15 protein-coding genes are annotated in these 22595 nt (G+C 44.0%); all 15 read right to left on the bottom strand.

Translation table 11 applies throughout. The annotated features are described in order from the left end of the window. Positions 1-94 precede the first annotated feature (94 nt). Positions 95-1489, bottom strand: coding sequence for a group II intron reverse transcriptase/maturase (ltrA, locus tag EUBREC_RS10475; RefSeq protein ID WP_012743033.1), 1395 nt, complete (start codon positions 1487-1489; stop codon positions 95-97). Positions 1490-2135: 646 nt separating this feature from the next. Then, on the bottom strand, positions 2136-3890 hold the full coding sequence (locus EUBREC_RS10485; RefSeq protein WP_012743153.1) for an ABC transporter ATP-binding protein: 1755 nt from the start codon (positions 3888-3890) through the stop codon (positions 2136-2138). Between the two features lie 3 nt (positions 3891-3893). Continuing rightward, positions 3894-5642 carry an ABC transporter ATP-binding protein gene (locus tag EUBREC_RS10490; RefSeq protein ID WP_012743154.1) on the bottom strand — a complete coding sequence of 583 codons (1749 nt, stop codon included), beginning with the start codon at positions 5640-5642 and terminating at the stop codon, positions 3894-3896. Positions 5643-5764: 122 nt separating this feature from the next. Further along, the gene (locus tag EUBREC_RS10495) at positions 5765-6130 is read right to left on the bottom strand and encodes a metal-dependent transcriptional regulator (protein WP_012743156.1); all 366 of its coding nucleotides are present in this window, start codon (positions 6128-6130) and stop codon (positions 5765-5767) included. A 305-nt stretch (positions 6131-6435) separates the two neighbouring features. After that, a complete protein-coding gene (locus tag EUBREC_RS10500) occupies positions 6436-7584 on the bottom strand; it encodes a MalY/PatB family protein (RefSeq protein ID WP_012743157.1) in 1149 nt (382 codons plus the stop codon). 3 nt (positions 7585-7587) lie between these two features. Further along, positions 7588-8439 (bottom strand): DUF3737 family protein, encoded by an 852-nt coding sequence (locus tag EUBREC_RS10505; RefSeq protein ID WP_012743158.1) that lies wholly within the window; start codon positions 8437-8439, stop codon positions 7588-7590. Positions 8440-8613: 174 nt separating this feature from the next. Further along, on the bottom strand, positions 8614-9585 hold the full coding sequence (locus EUBREC_RS10510; RefSeq protein WP_012743159.1) for an L-lactate dehydrogenase: 972 nt from the start codon (positions 9583-9585) through the stop codon (positions 8614-8616). 335 nt (positions 9586-9920) lie between these two features. After that, on the bottom strand, positions 9921-11915 hold the full coding sequence (locus EUBREC_RS10515) for a 2-isopropylmalate synthase (RefSeq protein ID WP_012743160.1): 1995 nt from the start codon (positions 11913-11915) through the stop codon (positions 9921-9923). A gap of 168 nt (positions 11916-12083) precedes the next feature. After that, on the bottom strand, positions 12084-13004 hold the full coding sequence (locus EUBREC_RS10520; protein ID WP_012743161.1) for a DegV family protein: 921 nt from the start codon (positions 13002-13004) through the stop codon (positions 12084-12086). Next, positions 13004-14230, bottom strand: coding sequence for a GNAT family N-acetyltransferase (locus EUBREC_RS10525; RefSeq protein ID WP_012743162.1), 1227 nt, complete (start codon positions 14228-14230; stop codon positions 13004-13006). The genes EUBREC_RS10520 and EUBREC_RS10525 overlap by 1 nt, the downstream gene beginning before the upstream one ends. Further along, entirely contained in the window at positions 14217-17537 is a 3321-nt protein-coding gene (locus EUBREC_RS10530; RefSeq protein WP_012743163.1) for a GGDEF domain-containing protein, read from the bottom strand. The genes EUBREC_RS10525 and EUBREC_RS10530 overlap by 14 nt, the downstream gene beginning before the upstream one ends. Positions 17538-17646: 109 nt before the next feature. Then, the gene (locus EUBREC_RS10535; RefSeq protein ID WP_012743164.1) at positions 17647-18291 is read right to left on the bottom strand and encodes a thiamine diphosphokinase; all 645 of its coding nucleotides are present in this window, start codon (positions 18289-18291) and stop codon (positions 17647-17649) included. A 76-nt stretch (positions 18292-18367) separates the two neighbouring features. Further along, positions 18368-19018, bottom strand: a complete 651-nt coding sequence (gene rpe, locus EUBREC_RS10540; protein ID WP_012743165.1) for a ribulose-phosphate 3-epimerase — start codon at positions 19016-19018, stop codon at positions 18368-18370. Between the two features lie 28 nt (positions 19019-19046). Beyond that, complete coding sequence (gene rsgA / locus EUBREC_RS10545) at positions 19047-19955, bottom strand: ribosome small subunit-dependent GTPase A (protein ID WP_012743166.1); 909 nt, start codon at positions 19953-19955, stop codon at positions 19047-19049. 484 nt (positions 19956-20439) lie between these two features. Then, a complete protein-coding gene (gene pknB, locus EUBREC_RS10550) occupies positions 20440-22590 on the bottom strand; it encodes a Stk1 family PASTA domain-containing Ser/Thr kinase (protein ID WP_012743168.1) in 2151 nt (716 codons plus the stop codon). Positions 22591-22595 lie beyond the last annotated feature (5 nt).

The following is a 22595-nucleotide window of genomic DNA, read 5'->3' on the forward strand; positions in this document are numbered from 1 at the left end:
ATACTGTAGAATTATGCCCATGAATCGAGTAGGAGGCGGTGACTAACCGCCGTCCTCTCACAGCACCGTACGTACCGTTCGGTATACGGCGCTTTCAATAGTTGACGTGCACAGACTGATAGGCTGTGGCTAAATCGTAAAAGCCACTGTTTATCAGTCTTTCTTTATTCAGCGCCCAAATCACAGCTTTGTTATTGCTGATATACCAATACTTTCTGCGACTGTTTGCTATTGTTGACGCATAGTGTTCTGGGATTCCAAGTTTGACTAGATTTTTATATTTCGTTCTAGGTTTCTTCCACTGTTTCCATATACACATGCGTATTCTGTGATAGAGCCATCCGTTGATGTCATCTATGTTGCTCTTCATACTTGCAATTCCGTAGTAGTTAAGCCATCCCCTTGCATATACTTTGATTTTCTCAAGGCTTGGCTTGATTGACTGACATCGCTTACGGGAAGATAACTCCTTCAGTCTGGACTTAAACTTCTTCCATGACTTCGGATGAACTCGGACATATATGCCTTTTCCGTTCCTTCCCAATGCAAAGCCAAGGAATTTAAAATTTCGGATTGCAAACACGCTGACTGTACGGCTCTTTTCTCGGTTGACTGTAAGTTTCAGCCTCTCCTCAAGATATTTTGTACTGCTTTCCAAGAGTCTCTCTGATGCTCGCTTGCTCTTTGCAAGAAGCACGATGTCATCTGCATATCTTATGCATGGAACACCTCTTTTCAGGTATTCCTGGTCGAACTCATTGAGGTAGATGTTTGCCAGCAATGGTGATAGATTTCCACCTTGTGGTGAGCCTTCCTCTGTGTCAATGACCACTCCGTTTTCCATTACACCGCTTTTCAGATAGCGCTTTATCAACTGTACTACACGTTCATCTTTTACATTCTTTCGTAGAAGATTGATGAGAATTTCGTGATTAAGAGTATCGAAGTACTTTGACAAGTCAAGGACTACAGCGAATGTATAGCCTTGTTCTGCATACTCCTTAACCTTAAGTATTGCATCTTTTGCACTTCTGTTCGGACGATAGCCATAGCTACCATCTGCAAACAGCGGTTCATAGATTGGCACTAACTGTTGGGTTATTGCCTGTTGAAGTGTACGGTCTATCACTGTTGGTATGCCAAGCTTTCGCACACCACCATCTGGTTTGGGAATTTCAACTCGTCTTACTGGAGACGGAGTATACTTTCCACGATAAATGCGGTCAGTTATCTCTTGTTGATGTTCCTTTAGATATGGAAGAGCCTCTTCAATGGTCATGCCATCAATTCCCGGCGCTCCCTTGTTTGCCTTAACTCTCTTATACGCTCTGTTAAAGTTGTCTTTATACAGTATCGTTTCCAAAAGTCTCGGCTGTGCACTGTCTCTTTCTTTCCATATCCGATTGAATGACCTGGACGCTTTCACATACCCTTCATGTTCCGCATTATCTCTTTGCGAACAGCCATTGTTTTCAATGTTTTCTGCCATAGACGGTCATTCCTCCTTTCTCGGTCATACTCAAGACTCCTACTGATTCGGTCCTTCACCTCTCGGCTACTATGACCTCTGCTGACTTCTATGCGTTCAGCATTGCTTTATGCAATGGTTACCTCTTTCAAGGCATACCGCACAGACCTCCCTAGGTACCACACGTTTCTTCCTCTCCATCCATCTGCCTCATTTATCATGCATGATTCCGTGTAGTTATTGGGCTTTAACATGGGTTGCTGTCTTACCCACATGCATGACCTCATATGAGATTTCTGTTCGTCAGACCAGAGATTTGCCCGTGAGTTGGTATATTCCTCACATCCAGCTTCCTTCAGATTCCATCTCACGATGGACACCCTTGCCTTCGGCTATATCCTTCCCACTACCGGGCGGATTCGGGACTTTAACCCGTTAGAAACGTGCGCCGCTAGGCGCACAACGCAGAAATGCCCCGGCATGGACGTCGGGGCAAGGAGAAACCGCGCCATGGACGGCGCGTTTCGACGGTTTCGTCAAGCATAGAAAACCTAAAAAGCATAATTCGTACAGTATCTTGGCAGCATAGCGTAGCGAACGAGAGAACGCCTCTGCTGCAGGGACAGTCACTCCGGCGGCTTACGCCCCGTATTTCTATAGCCCTATGCTATGCAAACTGGCTATTATAGAGATTCGCATAAAATCCGTCCGCTGCAAGCAGGCTCTCATGATTGCCCTGCTCTATAATCTTTCCGTCTTTCATAACAAGGATAATATCCGCTTCCCTGATGGTAGACAGACGATGAGCCACTATAAAGCTGGTTCTTCCCTGCATCATGGTAAGGAACGCTTTTTGAATCTTAATCTCTGTTCGTGTATCAATCGATGATGTAGCCTCATCCAATATCAGCATAGGCGGTAAGCAGAGCATAACTCTTGTGATGCATAATAGCTGCTTCTGTCCCTGTGACAGGCTGCCGCCGTCCTCACCGATTTCAGTGTCATAGCCCTTCGGCAGACGTCTGATAAAGCTGTGGGCATGAGATGCCTTTGCTGCTGCAATGATTTCCTCATCTGTGGCATCAGGCTTTCCCATTATGATATTGTCACGGATTGTGCCCTTCTTGAGCCATGTCTCCTGAAGCACCATACCATAGTTGTCACGAAGACTCTCGCGCGTGATTTTTCTGATATCATGTCCGCTCACCTTAATTGTTCCACTGTTTACATCATAAAATCTCATAAGCAGATTGATAATAGTCGTCTTTCCACAGCCTGTCGGACCTACGATAGCCACGCGCTGTCCAGGCTTTACATGGAGATTGAAATCCTCGATAAGCTTTTTATCCGGCACATATGAGAAATAAACATCCTCTATGTCCACACGTCCGTCAGCCTCTTCAAGTATTACCGCATCCGAAGCATCCGGTATCTCCTTTTTCTCCTCAATCAGCTCGAAGATACGAGCAGCACAGGCAAGTGCGTTCTGAAGCTCTGTGATGACACCTGATATCTCATTGAACGGCTTGGTGTACTGGTTGGCATATGATAAGAAGCATGAAAGCTGTCCTACTGTGATTCCGCCTGTGAGTGCACTCATGGCGCCGAAGATTCCGACTCCGGCATACACGAGACTGTTAACAAAACGTGTACTCGGATTTGTAAGACTCGAGAAAAATGTTGCCCGCAGTGAGCATTTCTGTAATCTGTCATTTATCTCATCAAACTGCCAAAGAGCCTCATCCTCATGGTTGAAGGCCTGTACGACCTTTTCATTTCCTACTATCTCATCGATGAGTGCTGTCTGCTCTCCCCTTGTTCTTGTCTGTAGCTGGAACATGGAATAAGTCTTTTTAGTGATAAAGCTTGCCACAAAAAGTGACAAAGGTGTGATGAGCACTACAATGCATGATATCTTCACATCTATTGTAAGCATGAAAATAAGCGTGCCTGCTATTGTTGCAATTCCTGTAAAGAGCTGTGTGAAGCCCATCAAAAGTCCCTCTGAAAATGTATCTACATCGGCGATGATACGGCTGACCATATCACCGTGTGAGTGGCTGTCAATATAGGACAGCGGCATTTTCTCAATATTTAAAAATGCATCACGCCTTATATCCCTCACTATGTTGTAGGTCATCCTGTTGTTGCAGATATTTGTAAGCCACTGGGCTGCTGCCGCTATGACGACTATTATTGCAGCTCTCGTGAGGATGGCTGTCATAGCCGTAAAATCAACCTTTCCTTTTCCTACAATCAAATCAATTGCGCGTCCTGTGAGAATTGGAAAATAGAGCGTAAGCGCCACTGTAACAACAGACAGGGCAAGTGAAATTACAAGCAAAGGAATATATCTCTTCATGTAGCTTAATACCTTGCGGATTGTGCCTGCTTTATTCATCTTCGCATTATCCATAGCCATACTCTACACCTCCTTTTGTCTGGTCATATCCGACTCTTTTTTAAACTGTGAATCATATATCTCTTTGTAGGTCTCGCATGTCTCAAGCAGCTTTTCATGAGGTCCGAAGCCAACCATCTGTCCGTCGTCGAGTACTATGATATTGTCCGCAAACTGGATAGATGAGGTACGCTGTGACACGATAAATATTGTCTTGTCACCATGCATGCCCTTTAATGCCGCGCGAAGGCTCGCATCTGTAGCAAAATCAAGCGCCGATGCACTGTCGTCTAGTATCAGTATGTCAGGATCCTTTACAACCGCCCTGGCAATTGTAAGACGCTGCTTCTGACCGCCTGATAGGTTCTTGCCGCCCTGCTCTATCATGTAGTCAAGTCCTCCCTCTTTGCCCTTTACAACCTCTGTGGCCTGTGCTATATCAAGCGCCCTCCACATTTCCTCCTCTGTGGCATCATTTTTGCCCCAGCGCAGGTTATCGGCTATCGTTCCTGCAAAAAGCACTGCCTTTTGCATTACAACACCGATTTTATCTCGAAGCTGCACTGCATCGTAGTCATTTATATCATTTCCCTGAATCCTTATAGTGCCCTTTGTGGCATCATAAAACCTCGGAATAAGGTTTACAAGGCTTGATTTTCCTGAGCCTGTACCACCGATGATTCCGATTGTCTGCCCCTTTTGCACTGTAAAGCTTATATCTGTAAGTGTCTCATCGGCCGCTCCCTCATAGGTCATGCAGACATGGTCAAACTCAACCTCAGGTGCCCCTGCCTTTGCATCAATGAGCTTAGGATTTTTATCAGGAAGCTTTGATGGAATAGAAAGCACATCCGCTATACGATTACCGCACGCCACTGCCTTTGTCACCTGTACGATGAGGTTTGCAAGCTTTATCAGCTCGACAAGTATCTGTGACATGTAGTTTACAAGTGCCACAACCTCACCCTGTGTGAGGATTCCTGCGTATACCTGCTTGCCGCCTGATACGATAACTGCGATTGTTGCGATATTTATAATGATAAAGGTCAGAGGATTGGTGAGTGCTGAGATTCGTCCTACAACCTGCTGCATATTGGTTAAAAATTCGTTGTCCCTGTTGAAGCTGTCAATCTCATCATTTTGCTTATTGAAAGCTCTTATAACTCTGGTTCCCTCTAAATTCTCCCTGGTATGTGAAAGCACTGTGTCAAGAGAGCTCTGCACCTTTTTGTAAAGCGGAAGGCTTGCAGCCATAACTGAGAATACCACTATTGAAAGCAGAGGTATGGTAACTGCAAAAACCATTGCCGCTCTTACATTTACTGTAAAAGCCATCGCCATAGCTCCGAATACAATAAATGGCGAGCGAAGGAAGAGTCGAAGCACCAGATTGACTCCTGACTGCACCTGGTTTATATCGCTTGTCATCCTCGTGATAAGTGTCGATGTGCCCACTGTATCCATCTTTGAGAATGACAGTGACTCTATCTTTTCAAACAATATATGGCGAAGCTTTGTGGAAAAACCGACTGCCGCCTTTGCCGCAAAATACTGTGCTGTGACCGAACTTACCAGACCAACTGCCGCAAGCAGCACCAGCACACCTCCCATCTTCCATATATATGGCTTGTCCGAAGCCGTAATTCCGTTATCAATGATTGCCGCCATGACAAGCGGTACTATAAGCTCAAAGGATGCTTCCAGCAGCTTAAATAACGGAGCACAGATGCATTCCTTTTTGTACTCCTTCAAATATTTTAATATCTGTTTCATCTTTTCCCCTTTCAGATTTTATGTCGCCGATTACAGCTTCACTATTATAGATGATTTTTCTCATATATACAAGAAAAACGATACACTAAAAAACCAGTACCCTGCGGTACTGGTTTCATATATCAGCTCTTATGTATATGCTTCTTGATTGCTTCAAAGCTCTCAGGACTGATGACATGCTCTATACGGCATGCGTCCTCTGCTGCAATCTCCTTATCAACACCAAGCTTCTCAAGACACTCTGACAAAAGCTCATGTCTTTCGTATATCATCTCTGCTATCTGTCTTCCTGACTCTGTGAGTGTGATAAAGCCTGCATCACTAACTGTGATATTGTTCTTCTCTCTAAGGTTTTTCATGGCTATACTCACGCTGGATTTCTTATATCCAAGCTCATTTGCTATATCAACTGAGCGTACCACAGGAAGCTTCTTGCTGAGAATAAGTATGGTCTCTAAATAGTTTTCTGATGATTCATTGTTTCGCATTTCGAATACCCCCGTGAGTTTATTTTCGTTCGTTTTAATTCAGTTATATTATTATAACATACATTTTATTGTTTGCAAAACTTTTCTTTTGATTTGTACGTGATTTATAAAAATCCAAAAAAATATCAAAATCCCATATTTGTTATTGACTTCTAATTCGCGTTAGTGTATACTAACTATCGAATCAGAAAACAAACGTATGCATGATATATTTCTAAATCTTGTATGCCATAAATGTTTAATTATATCAAATAAGACCGGCCGATCACCGGTCTTATTTATTTTAAAAAATGTACATATTCAGCTTAAACGAGAGCTCTTTTTAACCTTTCCAGACCTTCCATAAGCACTGCCCCGGGGCATGCGATATTCAATCTCACAAAGTAGCGTCCATTGCCTCCAAACTCAGCTCCCTCCGACAGATAAAGTCCTGTTTTTTCGCGAATCATCTGCGTAAATGCCACAGAATCATCTGTGAGTGCACTGCAGTCAAGCCACATGAGGTATGTCGCATCGGCATCCACTATGTGTATCTGCGGCAGGTTTTCTGCCACGAAGTCACAGACTGTTTTGCGGTTTTCCCAGAGATATTTTCTGAGCTCCTCAAGCCACGGCTCACCCTTTGTGAACGCTGCAACTGCTGCAGTGATGGCAAATGCGTTTGGCTCCGCCACCTCGTCTGTATTTAATGCGCGCCATACCTTGTGACGCAAAAATTTATTTGGCACCATCACTGCCGCAGTCTGTAAGCCAGCCATATTAAAGCACTTGGTCGGTGCAATACAGGTGATGCTTATATCGGCGCAGTCCTCCGATGCTGCCGCAAACGGCACGTATGATTTTCCCGGTGCTGTGATGTCGCAGTGTATCTCGTCTGATATGACCGTCACATTGTACTTCCTGCAGAGTGCACCTATTTTCGCAAGCTCATCCTTTGTCCAGATGATACCGCACGGATTGTGAGGGTTGCAAAATATCATAAGCGAGGTCTGTGGATTGGAAAGGTCATGCTCCAACCTGTCATAGTCCACAAAATATCTGCCGTTTTCGTATCCAAGCGGGCTTTCCTGCACATTTACGCCGTTATTAAATATGGAATTAAAAAATATATTGTATACCGGCGTCATGATAAGCACATTTTCACCGGGTGTTGTGAGCTTTCGAACTGTAGATGATATGGCCGGTACGACCCCTGTGCAAAAAATCAGGCTGTCTCTTTCGATTTTAAGCCCATGGCGTCTGTCCCACCACGAAATATACGCATCATTCCACTCATCCGGAATGATGGAATAGCCAAACACTCCGTGAGAAACACGCTCTGATATTGCCTCTATTATCTGTGGAGCTGTCTTAAAATCCATATCTGCTACCCACATCGGGAGCTCATTTTCTGCCACATCCCACTTTAGTGAGCCTGTATTTCTTCTGTCTACAACGGTGTCAAAATCATACATAGATTATTTTCCCTCACATATTATCTTAGTCTTTGATGGGTCAACTCTGTCCCTTTCGATAGTCAGTGTGCCAATCTCTTTTGCCCTTATCACTCCGCTTGTCGGATTTAAAACACTATCCACTTTACTGCAAATCTCTGCATCTACCGAAGAATACTCAAATGCCAATGTAGTGTTTATGAGCTTACAGTTTTTCATAACGAGGTTGTCGATGTAGCAAAGCCCCTGCAAGCTTTCGATTGTGCAGTTTATAAGTGTCAGATTCTTTGCGTTCCAGCCAAGGTATTCACCTGTAATAAATGAATCATAGACTGTGACATTTTCCGTATTCCAGAAGGCATCCTTTGAGATAAGCTTTGAATCGTGCACCTCTACATTTCTTGAGCCGTCAAACGAATAGTTGCCGACCAGCTGGAAATTCTTCATGATAAGATTATTTGTATTCATGCCAAAATAATCTCCCTTTGCCGAAACATTCTCGATATCGACATGATCACAGCTCCAGAGGGTCTCCTGGGCATTTGGAAATGTCACATTTTTAAGCTTTAGGTTATTGCATCGCCTGAAGTTCTTAGGTGCCTCAACTATTGAATCAGTGACAGAGATATTGTCTGTATACCAGACACCCGCACGCGCCATGTCAAACCATGTACAGTCCTTTACAGCTATGTCACTACAGTACCATAGCGGATATTTCCATCTAAAAAAACAGCCTGTCAGGCTAATGCCATGGCTCTCCTTAAGAGGTGACTCTCCGTCATCAAAAATTGTATCATATATATCCAGGTCGTTGCTTGCAAACAGGGCTCTTTCGCCTGTCAGAAACTCCTGATGGATTTGTTTTCTTTCGCTCATTATATATACTCCTTTTTCCCGGTAATTCTAAATAATTATCTGCCATAAAATCAAATAACCGCCGAGCACATAATATATGCATCCCGACAGTTATCATTATACCCCAAACCCTACTGAATTTATAGTATTTTATATAAGTTTAATATTACAAAATTAATATTAAGAGCCTGATATTTACAGCTCAAGCCCGTCAAGTATGCTCTTAAGTGCATCAGCAGACTCCTTGAGCTTTAAAGCTTCCTCACCGTTTAACTCGATCGGGATATCGCTCTCCACTCCGTTTGCTCCAACGATTGCAGGCATTGAGAGAACCACACCGTCGATGCCGTACTGTCCGTGCATCATGTGTGAAACAGGAAGAATAGACTTCTCATCACGCATGATTACCTCGCAGATACGTCTGACCGACATAGCGATACCATAATATGTCGCATGCTTTCGGTTGATTATCTCGTAAGCACTGTTCTTTACGTTTGCAGCGATTTCCTCTGTATTCTCCTTGTGCTTGTAGTGACCTCTCATCTCGCACATCTTGTGAAGCTCCACTCCGGAAACATTGGCTGATGACCATGCAACCACCTCACTGTCTCCATGCTCACCTACTATAAATGCATGTACGCTTCGGCTGTCCACCTCAAGATGCTCTCCAAGCGCGTACTTAAGTCTTGCACTGTCAAGCACGGTACCTGAACCGATGACACGCTCCTCAGGAAGTCCTGAAAGCTTCTGTGCCACCTGTGTTAAAATATCTACAGGATTTGCAACGATAAGTAAGATTCCACCGAAATTTCTCTTTGCAATCTCCGGAATGATGCTCTTGAAGATTGCAACATTTTTATTTACCAGATCAAGTCTTGTCTCGCCCGGCTTTTGGCCTGCACCTGCAGAAACAACAATGATAGCAGCATCTGCCACATCATCATAACCACCTGCATATATCTTCATAGGTCTGGCAAAAGGAATACCGTGGCTTATATCCATCGCCTCTCCCTCAGCCTTGTCCTTATCAGCGTCAATGAGAACTATCTCAGAAAAAAGACCGCTCTGCATAAGTGCAAAAACTGATGCCGAACCAACGAATCCACATCCGATCATGACAGCCTTTCTTGGGTTTGTCTTAACAACTGCGCTAGTTTTATTGCTCATGTACGTTCCTCTCTTTCTTAAACTATAATTCAAATAGTTGCTTTTTATTATAACTATTCATCCCAAACACAAATTCTCAATATCTGCTTTGTTATCAGTAGTTCTGAATAATTATCTTTTATTTATATTATACCCGCATTGTACATATAATCCGTTGTAAAAACAACAAATTACTTGATAAAATACAATCAATAGCCCATTGTTCCCATTTTTATACAATTTTAATGCAGATTTTTACATAAAAAGTGCAGTACTAAAAAGCAAACCGGACCAATACAGCTGAATGAATTGTCATTTGGCATATTGATCCGGTTATATTAAAATGCTGTATCCGCTTATTTTGTGCTTGAATTTCTGTACTCAAGCGGTGTCATTCCATACAGTTTCTTGAACTGTCTGTTAAAATGCTCCACATTCTGATATCCTGCCTCGATTGCGATATTCTCAACAGTTGTAATGCTGTTTCTAAGCAGTGTGCGTGCCTTTTTCATCTTGGCATTGGTGACCAGCTCTCCGAAGGTCTTGCCTGACTTCTCCTTTATGTACTTTGAGATATAAGGCTCTGTCAGATTGAACTGTGCAGCCATATCTGCAAGCGATACCGTCTTGTAGTTGGCCTGGATGAAGTTAAGCATGGCGATATAACGCTCATCCTTCACATGGCTGTCAGCCTTTGTGGCAAGGTAATGGTTTACCGCAACAACAAGAGCTCCGATTGATGCCTTGATGATATCCTCATCCACACCTGCGCCCCAGAACATCTTGCCGTCAACTGTGATACCCACGTATGCCATAGCCTTTGATGAAGAGCCGTGTGAAAGCGCATGCTCCTCGTATACGGTAAGCTCAAAGCTGATGTCAAAATACTGCTTTATTATATTGCTGACTGCATCGAGACGGCCGTTTCCGTTGGCATCTACCTTTCTGGTGCTGTCATTGTGCAAAATAACTGCCTCTGCGAAAATACCGTTCACCTGCTTAAAGTGGCACTCCGGTATAGTAAAATATGGATGGAAATCCACATAATTGTCTGTAAAGATGCTGTGTACCCAATCAGGTGAAAGCTCCTTGTGCTCCTCGTCAGATACCTGCTTGACCATGTATCCGACCTGCTCTCTCATCTGCTGTGGCACATTGATACCGAAGCTCTGCTTAAGGATATAAGCCACTCCGCCCTTTCCTGACTGGCTGTTGATACGGATAACATCAGCCTCGTATGTCCTGCCGACATCCTTTGGATCTATAGGCAGATATGGAACTGTCCACTTATCAAGCTTCTTTTCCTCTCTCCATGCCATGCCCTTTGAAATAGCATCCTGATGAGAGCCTGAAAATGCAGAGAATACGAGGTCTCCCGCATATGGCTGTCTCTCGCCTACCTTCATTCTGGTATATGTCTCATACTTCTCCCTGATCTCAGGCAGATTTGAAAAATCAAGCTGCGGATCCACTCCGTGTGAGTAGAGATTCATAGCAAGTGTCACGATATCGACATTTCCTGTTCTCTCACCGTTTCCAAACAGTGTACCCTCTATCTCCTCAGCTCCTGCAAGCACGCCAAGCTCTGATGTGGCAACACCGCAGCCTCTGTCATTATGAGGATGTAAGCACAGCACTACTCCGTCTCTGTACTTAAGATGCTTGTCGATATACTCTATCTGTGTGGCAAAAACATGTGGCATAGCATTCTCTACTGTGGTAGGGATATTGATAATGGCCTTGTTATCAGCCTTTGGCTGCCATACATCAAGCACTGCGTTGCACACATCAACCGCATAATCCACCTCAGTGCCCGAAAAGCTCTCCGGTGAATACTGGAAGCGGAAATTACCGTCAGTCGCAGCCGCAAGGTCTCTGAGTAAGATGGCGCCGTCAACCGCAAGCTGCTTTATCTCTTCCTTTGACTTCTTAAACACCTGCTCACGCTGTGCAACAGATGTGGAATTGTACAGATGTACAACCGCTCTCGGTGCTCCCTCAAGTGCCTTGAAGGTCTTCTTGATGATATGCTCTCTGGCCTGTGTCAGCACATGTATAGTGACATCATCCGGAATCATATCCCTCTCAATAAGAGCTCTTGTAAAATTGAACTCTGTCTCAGAGGCTGCCGGGAAACCTACCTCGATTTCCTTAAAGCCTATATCTACAAGCATCTTAAAGAAGTCAAGCTTCTCCTCAAGGCTCATCGGCTCTATAAGAGCCTGGTTGCCATCACGTAAATCAACCGAACACCACAGTGGTGCTTTATCTATATAATCCTTCTTAACCCAGTCATAAGTGCATTCAGGAGGCAGAAAATAACTGCGCTCGTATTTTTCATATCCTTTCATCTTAAAACCTCTTTTCGTTTGAACTGATATAATTGTAACACATAAGCGCAGTTATTGGAATGATTATATTTAATCACTTTGGTTGATGTAATTTAATTTTTTATAAAAATATAATCAACTTTATTGATTTTGATTATTCTAATCAGATATTCTGGTCAAAATATCTGACTAATCCTCTCTCTTATTGCCCCAGAAAAACAATGCAACTGTTCCGGGACCGGTGTGGCTTCCTATAGTCGTACCGATATCATTTATCTCTACCTTGCCCTTCATCTTAGGAAAAGCAGCCTCTATCAGATCAGCTACGGCTCTAGCATCCTCATAGCATGCGGAATTTGATATGTATACCTTATCTGAATAATCGGCACCGTCCTTGCAGAGCGCCTGCATCTTCACAAGCATCTCCTTTATCGCCTTCTTTTTGGTGCGGATTTTCTCACGCACAATAAGCTTTCCCTCATTGCTCACATTCATGAAAGGGCAGATATTCAGCACATTTCCCACGAAGCCCGCGGTCTTTGAGATACGGCCTCCCCTGATAAAAAATGTAAGGTCTGATGAGAAGAACCAGTGATTCACCTCAAGTCTGTGCTCCATGGTCCAATTAGCCAGTGTATCAATATCCATGCCACTATCCCTAAGGTCAGCAAGCTTATCCATCAAAAGACCAAAGCCAGACGATGCTGCCAGCGAATCAATCACATATATCTTTCTGTCAGGGTATTCCTCTTCCAAAGCCTCCTTTGCAAGCCTTGCTGAGTTGACTGTACCTGATATGCCGGAGCTTAGTGCACAGTGAAGCACATCATATCCCTCATCCAGAAACTGTCTGAAGTACTCCATGTACTCCTCCTGATTGATCTGCGAGGTCTTTGTCATGGCACCTGCCTCCATTGCCTTGTAGAAATCCGGCAATGGCATGGACTGTCCTAAATCATCCATATACTCTTTACCGTCAAGCTCATAGTGAAAGCATGCGTACTTAATATTTCTCTCGAGCATATGCTCCCTGGTAAGATCTGCTGTTGAACAGCAGCTAATCACATAATTTGACATATTATTTTCCTTTACCTTTTGACCTTTTATCATTATATGTAGTCAGATACATATGGTATCTCATGATATAAAATATCGTCAAGCTTTGCAACAGCATCGTACGTAGTCTGTATTTTGCCCATCTGCAAAAGCTTCTCAGCACTCTTGTAGCCTAAAAGCAGTGTGGTAAACGTGCCAATAGATATGCTTAGGTGATACTGTGGATTTTTGTCGGTGAGAGCACAGTGCCCCTTCTCAAAATCAATGACAAATGTGCCATTGTTCCACGGAAGAAGGTCATCTGCTATCTCAAAGCTAAAGCAGCCGCCCGGGCCATCCGGGTCACAGTTATACTGTGATATAAACTGCGCCACGTCGATGATTCTGCCCATGGCGTATGGTCTTATTGTCTCCTTTATATCACTGTCATCGAGCTCAAAAGCGATGGGCTCGCTGTAATAGTTGTTGCCTCTGACCTCATCAATCATGGAATCGTGCGCATGAATGTACTCCCACAGACCAAGCTGCGCCTCACGGTTTAAGTAGATGAGCTCCTTGATGTGCATGACATCGGAGCTGATAAGATACACCATATAGCCACACGGTTCATCATCCTCGTTATAGTAGATGGCGACCATCGTATCGTCCTCATCCCAGCGGAAGTACTCCTCCCAAGCCAGATTGTTTCTGTACAGACAGCCGTGAGTCTTCGCGGCAAAGTGAGTATGAAGCTTTTTAAACTGCTCGTCATCCCACTGCACACGGCGCACATAGCCCGGCTCCTTAAGCTTTGTAGGAATCTGTCTGTCCTTTATCACATATGTCATCTTGTTTGAGATAATCTCCCAGCCAAGCCCTCTGTAAAGAGGTATGGAGTATGGATACAAAAGGGCAAACGACTTGTTGCTATCGCGCATCCTCGTAAGACTCTTTCTCATAAGCTTCTTCATGAGACCATGGCCTGTGTACTCAGGATACGTGCACACACTTGTGACAAAGCCTACCTCGTAGCGCTCACCATATATATTCATATCGAGCGGATATACCGCAAACTGAGCCACAAGCTCCTCTTTTTTGTCTATGATATTGAAGCAGCCAAGCACATCAGCTCTCTCAAGCACCGGAAACTTCGACTGCTTGATTTCATCATCCTTCCAACCGGTCTCGGCAAGATCTGCCTCCGTCACCTGAAAAGCATAACGAAGCAGTGCATTGTATTCCTCCGCATCGTCCTTTGTCAATACTCTTATCTTAAATTCATCTGATTTAAAAGAATGCATAGTGTCCTTTCTCGCCTGTCTTTACTGTATACATCAGATCGTCCGCCTTCTTAATCAGCTCCGTAATCTGACTCTCACTGGTGACATTTCTCTCATATGAAATACCAATAGAACAAGTGATATTCTTCTCCTCATTAAACTCTACATCATGATTCAGGTATTTCTTTATCTGGCTTCTGAAGCCATCAGCCTCTGCAATCCTCGCATAGATGTCCTTCGCAATATTCTCAAGCTCGTATCTGGCACAGGACTCAATAACTATGATAAACTCATCACCGCCATATCTGCTCACAAAGCCTCTGTCCTTAGCAACTTCCTTGAACACAAAGGCCATCTCCTTAAGTATCAGATCTCCCACATCATGACCATATGTATCATTATAATGCTTGAAATTGTCCAGGTCAATAAACATAAGACCCACATCCATGCCACCGGATGTAACACTTATGCGCTTTTCAAGCTTTTCAATCTCCTGATACATACCTGCTCTGTTATAGATACCGGTAAGCATGTCAGTGATAGCTGCCTGCTTCAGCCTCTTGTTCATCTCATTGGCCTTCTCATTGGCCTCAATACGGGCAATGGAATACTCAAGCTCTCTGAACAACAGCTTGAAAATGCTCAGATCATCCTCATTGAGCATGTATCGCTCGATTGAGCCATGCCAGTTGTCCTTCATGCGCACATATGCTATGAGTACACTTGAAAGTGCATCATTCTTGATAAAAGGCACTGCGACAAATGAGCATACATCATCCACGCCGAAGTACGAGATGACATTTTCATACTCGTAGAAGCCCTCTGCAATCTTTGATGTGGCAATGCCCTCCGGATAGTCTATCATGATATCACATATACCCTTTATAACCTCATCTGTCATATCACAGCCCGTATCATTATAAAGCACCTGCGGCTCCTTCGCGTGCAGATCTATGATCAGCGCACAGTCAAGACTGAAATGATTGATGAAATTGCTCATGGCATTTTCAATCATGGTGTCCTTCTTCTGGTCATTGACATCGATAATGGTCTGCCATATGGAAATAAACTCCATCTGACGCTTTGAGCCCTGATAATCCTTTTCGAGCCCATGCTGCTTTACAAGCATATTAATCTGCCGCTCATTGATATGGCCATCACTCAGTGACTCTAGGTTGATATTTTTTAACATGTCAAGCGGAGCTGCCTCTGCTATTTCATGCATCCTTTTATTGTGTGCCTCTAAAAGTATTCTCTCATGCTCTATAAGCTCATTTTTGCCGAGCAGCTCAAACAGCTTCATCCTGCTTTCCCTGTATATCGAATATGCAAAAAATTCGTTTCCCTCCGCATTAACGAGATATCTCTCCGCATCCTCAAAACGTAAAAAGGCTTCTTCCTTTTCACCATCGTGCCACAAGAGCATGGCTGATGCAAAGGAGTAAAGGAACATCTCATCATCGCATCTGGAATAGTCATGGACTGCCTCAGTTCTTGTGGTGTCAATTACTCTGTAGATGACATAATTAAGAAACTGCTTGCAGCTGAGCAGATAACGCTCACAGCTGAATCTGTCACCCGAAAATATAGATGCAAGCGCAAGAAGCGCATATACCTTACTCGTGTTGCACACTCTTAAGCTGTTTAGATGAAGCTTTATAATAGTCTTCATGGCAACTAAAAGTGCATGGACAGCCTCCTTATAATTGCCCTGCATGATATAGTTAAGAGACTTGTTATAATACACCTCAGCTATATCCTCCGGCATCTTCAGGTAATATAACATATTGATTGCAGCATTGTAATAATTGTCAACCAGCTCATTTTTACCCATGGCACTTAAATTGTAGCCTATAGACGTAAGCACTCTCGCAACATATATATTGCCGTGCCCCTTCATGAACTCGTATGTACGGATAACATATAAAAAGGCTATCTCATTGAGACCGCTTGTGCTGGCAAGCATAATAGTCTTCTGATATGCATCATACACAAGCTGCTCATTTCCTATCTCCTTCGCAAGCTCAAGCCCCTTCGTAAAATGCTTTAGTAATGATTCATCATAAAAGGACTGCTTCACCACATCCCGGCTATTGTCGTATGCGTAAATATATATATGTGCCAAATGATTCCTGTAGCCGTGCTTTATGAGCTTTTCTATAATTTCATCACTGACAGGTATATCCTGTACACAGAAGAATATATTGTACCAGCCTGACATCTTTATCATGACTGACAAAAGCTCTGCCTTAAATATCAGTGTGTCATCCTCTGCCAAAACTGCATAGTCATAGGCACTCTTTGCACTGTTTCCGGCCTTCTCAAGCTTGCCCTGATACATATAGCAGGTGCCCTTCATGAAATAATACAGCGAAAGATAATGCTCACTGTCATTTTCCGGTATCAGCGCCTTGTATTCATTCGTGAGCTCAATCGCTTTGGACATCTCTCCAAGTAAAACAGACGTCCTTGCATAGACCATATAAAAGCGGCGCAGGCTTTTCTCATCAATCCATGCATCCTCAAACTTAAGCTTATGCTCTATAATGCGGCAGCCTCTCCTTGCCTGCTCAAAATCCAGAAACTCCATGATATTTGATGCTTCCTGGATGCTCTGCTCAAAGTTCATAGTGATATACAGCTCATCATCATTTGTAGTTTTTACGTTATTTTTAAGCGGTCCGGCACTGCCTATATAGTATATGGCGCTCCTGTCCTCAAGCGACTCAACTATACGATCCCACACCTCAACAGTACTGTCAGTACCCTTGACTATGGCATTGACACCTAACACGATACCGATATTGGCGCATGGATTGTCAATCAGATACTTGATGGTCTCAATTGAACTCTTAGACGCCATCTGGAATCTGTTTATCACAATCATCAAAGGCTTCACCTCAGAAAGCTTCTTGAGCATGTCAGCTATGGCCATCGTCATGCGTCTCTGCTCATATGCCACCTCATTTAACAGCACTGTCTCCTCTCTGAAGCACTCACCTGTCTCATAATAGCTGTTTAACACCTGTCTGTGCAGATAGTACACACCGCACTCCTTCTGGAAATCATCAAAGCTTCCGCCTATAAAGCGCCTGTGCATATTGCATATGATGTCCAAAAATGGCTCATAAGCTCCGACCAGCGTATTGTAAGAGAACTCACTGTATGCAAAAAAGACGTTATCCTCATTGCTTTGATAACGTCTTATAACCTCAAGATTTTCAATCGAAAAATCATTGCTATAATTCGCCATTACGATATTTCGAGTCTCTTTTCCTATGCGATTGTAAATCTGCTCGATTACCCCGCTATAATACTTCTCTATCATCTAATTACCCCATCATGTTCCAAAGCCGACACAGTGTATATCAATCCTCCTGTAATCAGGCTTTTCCGAAATAATCCTAAAACCATAGTAGACCAAAACTCCTAAAAAGTCAATCTTTTGACTCAATAATGATAAATTTTCCTCTATGGATATCAATCAGTGCATGATCATCGACTATTTCATTGGATATGCCAAGCGATGTAAACCTGTCAAAGGAATAATCAGTAACAGGATACTTAAAGCCCTTAAGGCTTACCTCATTGTCGTCTGTCAGTGCTATAAGAGATACAAACCTGCCATACTGTGCTGATTTTTCAATGGTTACCGGCTTATCTGCCATCCTTATGCGGTTGTTTGTATCGATAATGCTGATATCAGTTCCACTTTCCAGGCCTATTCCCAAAAGTGAAATATTTCCAAGCACATGGTCTATTCTGCTGCCTGTTGCTCCAAGCAGCACTATGCTTCGTGCTCCCTCGCTTATTGCCAGTCTTATGGCATACTCTGTATCGGTATCATCCTTTATGGGATTGAGCCTGCGTATCTCAGTCTGTCCCTTTCTCTCAAAATACTCCAATGCATTTGTCGTAGTCGAATCGAAATCACCTACAATTATATCAGGTGTGACACCGTTTTCGTACAGAAAATCCATTCCGCTGTCAGCCGCAATGATAGCATCTATTCCGTCAGTCTTTATCTCGTTTAAGCCAAATTCCTTATCTATTTTTCCACCACATACAATCAAATACCGCATTTTATCCACCCTCTCCTTAATAACATATCCACATTTGCTTAAGCCCCGGAAGCATTTCCGTTTTAACCTGCATCTGTTACATCATGATATTCAGAAAACCCTTTACATTTTCTTCTATATCTCCGCTAAACACCGCACTTCCCGCAACAATGATATTGGCTCCTGCCGCAAGCAGTGTCTCAACATTCTCCAGATTGACACCACCGTCCACCTCTATATCAGCCTTGTTTGCGGTTTTCTCAAGAAGCGCCTTTAGGTCGCGCACCTTGTCTACAGTGTACGGAATAAGCTTTTGTCCTCCAAAGCCCGGATTTACCGTCATGATAAGCACCATATCCACCTTAGGGAGCACATACTCTATAGCAGAAAGCGGAGTAGCCGGATTTAATGCTACACCTGCCAGTATGCCCTTTTCCTTTATTGCCTCGATTGTTCTGTCAAGATGCTTGCATGCCTCCGCATGGACTGTGATGATGTCAGCGCCTGCCGCCGCAAAATCATCTATGTATCTGACCGGCTCATCTATCATCAGATGCACATCAAACATGCGCTCTGTGCACTTTCTGATTGTCTTTATGACCGGCAGTCCTATTGATATGCTTGGAACGAAGCTGCCGTCCATAACATCTATATGTACATATTGTGCTCCGGCCTCATCAAGCTGCTTAAGCTGCTCTCCGAGTATTGAATAATCCGCTGATAAAATTGATGGTGATAAACAGTTCATGTTTTCCTCCGTTTGATTATGCTTTAAATTAATACTTTTGTCTGTTTTTCAGCTCCTCATACAGAAGCTTATAGTTATCATACCGCACCTGCGATATTTTCCCTTCTGAAAGAGCCTCCTTGACACCGCAGTCCGGCTCATTTATATGACTGCAGCCCTGAAACCTGCAATACGGCTCATATTCTACAAACTCCGGATAACAGGTCCACAGATCCTCCTTTTCAAAGCCCGGCACATCCATCGAGCTAAAGCCCGGTGTATCCATGATATACGTGCCATCCTTTATCGGAATAATCTCAGAATGTCTGGTCGTGTGCTTTCCGCGCTCTATTTTCTCACTTATGTGCCCTGTCTCCATCTGCACATCATCCTGCAGACAGTTGATGATAGATGACTTGCCAACACCTGAGGGGCCTGCAACCGTGGTTGTCCTTCCCTCTAAAACGTGCTTTATCTCATCTATACCCTCGCCGGTTTTCGTGCTGGTAAACATCACTCTGTAGCCTGCCGGCTCGTATATGCTTTTAAGCTCCTGCTGCTTTTGGGGCGTGATTAGATCCTTTTTGTTGAAGCATATGGTGACCGGCACATGCTGGTACTCCATCATACACAAAAACCTATCAAGCAGGTTGAAATTGGGATCCGGCTTTGCGGATGCAAAAATAACCAGGGCCATGTCTATATTGGACACAGCCGGCCTGATAAGTTCGTTTTTCCGTGGCAGTATACGCTCGACATTGCCTATGTGCTTTTCCTCGTCGAGGACTGCTATATCGACTGTATCGCCTACCAGTGGCTTTATCTTTTGTTTTCTGAAGGTGCCTTTTGCTTTGCACTCGTAGAGAGTGCCGCCTGTGGCAGTTTCTTTTGCTTCTTTGGTTTCTTCTACGTAGACGTAGTAGAAGCCGGCAATTCCTTTAATAATTTTTCCTGTCATGGTTTTCCTTGTGTGCTTTTGTATTTGCAGGAGTCACGCTTTCGGCGGGGTGCATGCCGCGCTTTGAGGTTGTGTGGGTGGCGGTGGCAGGCATATATTCCTCTAAAAAAATATGAAGCCAGCCCCGGGCTCTCCTACGGACAGGCTATGGCTTGCTCTGCCCTGTTCTTTCCTCGGTAGGTTTATGACACCCCGGGGCATTTCATATTTTTTCCTCGGAACACATGCCTGCCCCGCTTCCTTAGTTTCTCTCCGCGAGTTCAGGTTTTCGTCCGCGGGTTGATGCGGTAGTGGGGTGCGGATAGCACCCACTTTGTGGGTGCTATCCGGTGGTTGCTATAGAGTGTGTATACAAATACTATTGCTATGTGGAAAACTTGACGTAGCTACGCTACTGCTCGTTTTCCTTGTACCCCACGCAATGGCAATATCTACCTCTTTTTAGCTATTCCGGTTTATAATAATTATTTAGCGTCTCTTATGCTTATGGCACGCTATACGTTACTGGATCAAGTGTGACAGTTGCAGGATTTCCTGCTTCATCTGTTTCCCCTGTCTGAACTGTCCAAGTAACCACAATACTTCCTGTAGCTTCTTTCATTGTTCCGGAAACTGTAAATGATGACGTATTTTCATATGAACCCTTATCGTATACAGTTCCACTTTTACCTACAAGCTTATACTCTGCTTTTACTACAGTTCCCTCTCCACTATAACTAATTCCTTTACTTACGTTAGTCGATATCTCCTGCTTACCCTTACTGAGTGTAAGTGTGATTGTGGTGCCCGCGGCTACGGTTTCACCGGATTTGGTCTGGCTGATTACGTTGCCGGCGGGTACTGTGTCGCTGTACTGGGAGTCGGCATAGGTGTACTTGAGCCCTGCTCCTGCGAGGGCGCTTTCTGCATGTGACTGTGAGGCGCCTACTACGTTTGGCACGGTGATTGGCTTCTGGCCCGGTGAGAGGGTGACTGTTACTGTGCTGCCCTTTGCGGCCTGTTTCTTTGCTGATGGTGACTGTGCTGTTACTACATCTGCTGCTACACTGTCATTGTAATCTCCATACTCGAAGGTGACACTAAAGCCTGCTGACTCGAGTGTGCTCTTTGCTGAGCTCTTGGTCTTTCCGATTACACTTGGTATCTTGACCATCTCTGATGTACTATCACCTTTTCCTGCGATAACTACATTAATCTGTGAACCACGCTTTACTGTATCTCCGGCCTTGACATCCTGCTCAAGGATTGTGCCGTCCTTTTCATCTGACTGCTTTGTCTCAAATGCAAATACTGTGAGGTCAAGCTTTAAGCGGTCTACTGCCTTCTGAGCATCCTCCACTGACATGCCTCTGATGTCAATCATCTGGCCCTCTGTCTCAGTCTGTGTCTCTGACTCTGATTCAGACTCGGTCTGTGTCTGTGACTCTGTCTGCTGTGACTCTGAGTTCTTTTTGCCGCCAAACTTAAACACTCCTGCCACTGAAAGTGCAAGATATATGATAACTATTACAATGATTACAGCTGTTACTATACCCATGATTGTGATTGCTTTATCCATCTTTGGATTTAAAAGCTTGCCGTCATCATCATCGTCTTCGTCTTCGTCGTCATCATCGTCGTCTAAGAGTGACTCATCATATTCATCATCATCGTCTTCATCGTCAGCATACTCATCACCATTATCTGCATCGGTATCATCATCGTTTAAGTCCTCTGCGACACCTCTGCCCTCTTTTATCTTGTCAAGCTCCTCCGGGCTTATAACCTTGGTCTTGCCACCGTCAACGAGTGGTGCTATTGTGACGAAATCCTCATCAGGATGCGCAAGAGAGCGCCTTATGTCTGTGAGAAGCTCCTCAATAGTCTGGTATCTGCGGTCCGGTGTCTTTTGTGTACACTTTAAGATGATTTTCTCAAAGCTGATTGGCAGATCCGGTGCGTAGATGCTTGGCCTTGCAATCTCCTCCTGTAAGTGCTGCAGTGCAACTGCCACTGTGGTATCACCGTCAAACGGCACACGGCCTGTAACCATCTCAAACATTACGATTCCCAATGAGTAAATATCACTTCTGCCATCGACGAAGCCGTTTCTTGCCTGCTCCGGAGATGCATAGTGTACTGAGCCCATCACATCTGAGCTTATTGTATTTGAAGATGTAGCCTTTGCAATTCCAAAGTCTGTCACCTTTACCTTGCCATCTGTAGAAATAATGATATTCTGCGGCTTGATATCACGGTGGATGATATTTTTATTGTGAGCGGCCTCTATGCCCCTTGCCACCTGGATTGCAATACTTGCAGACTCCTTGAATGACAGCTGGCCCTTTTTCTCGATATAAGTCTTAAGTGTGATACCCTCGACATACTCCATGACAATGTAGTACAGACCATTCTCGCTGCCTACATCATAGATATTTACGATATTTGGATGCTCAAGTCCTGCTGCTGACTGTGCCTCAGCACGGAACTTGGTCACAAATGAACTATCCTCCGAAAACTCCTGCTTTAAAACCTTTATAGCTACAAAACGGCTCAGTATATGGTCTTTTGCCTTGTATACATCAGACATGCCGCCTGCGCCAACCTTGCTTAGGATCTCATATCGATCCGATAAAAAACTTCCTATCTCTAACATCTGTT

Origin of the sequence: Agathobacter rectalis ATCC 33656 (assembly GCF_000020605.1) — a bacterium.
In the GTDB taxonomy this organism is placed as follows: domain Bacteria; phylum Bacillota; class Clostridia; order Lachnospirales; family Lachnospiraceae; genus Roseburia; species Roseburia rectalis.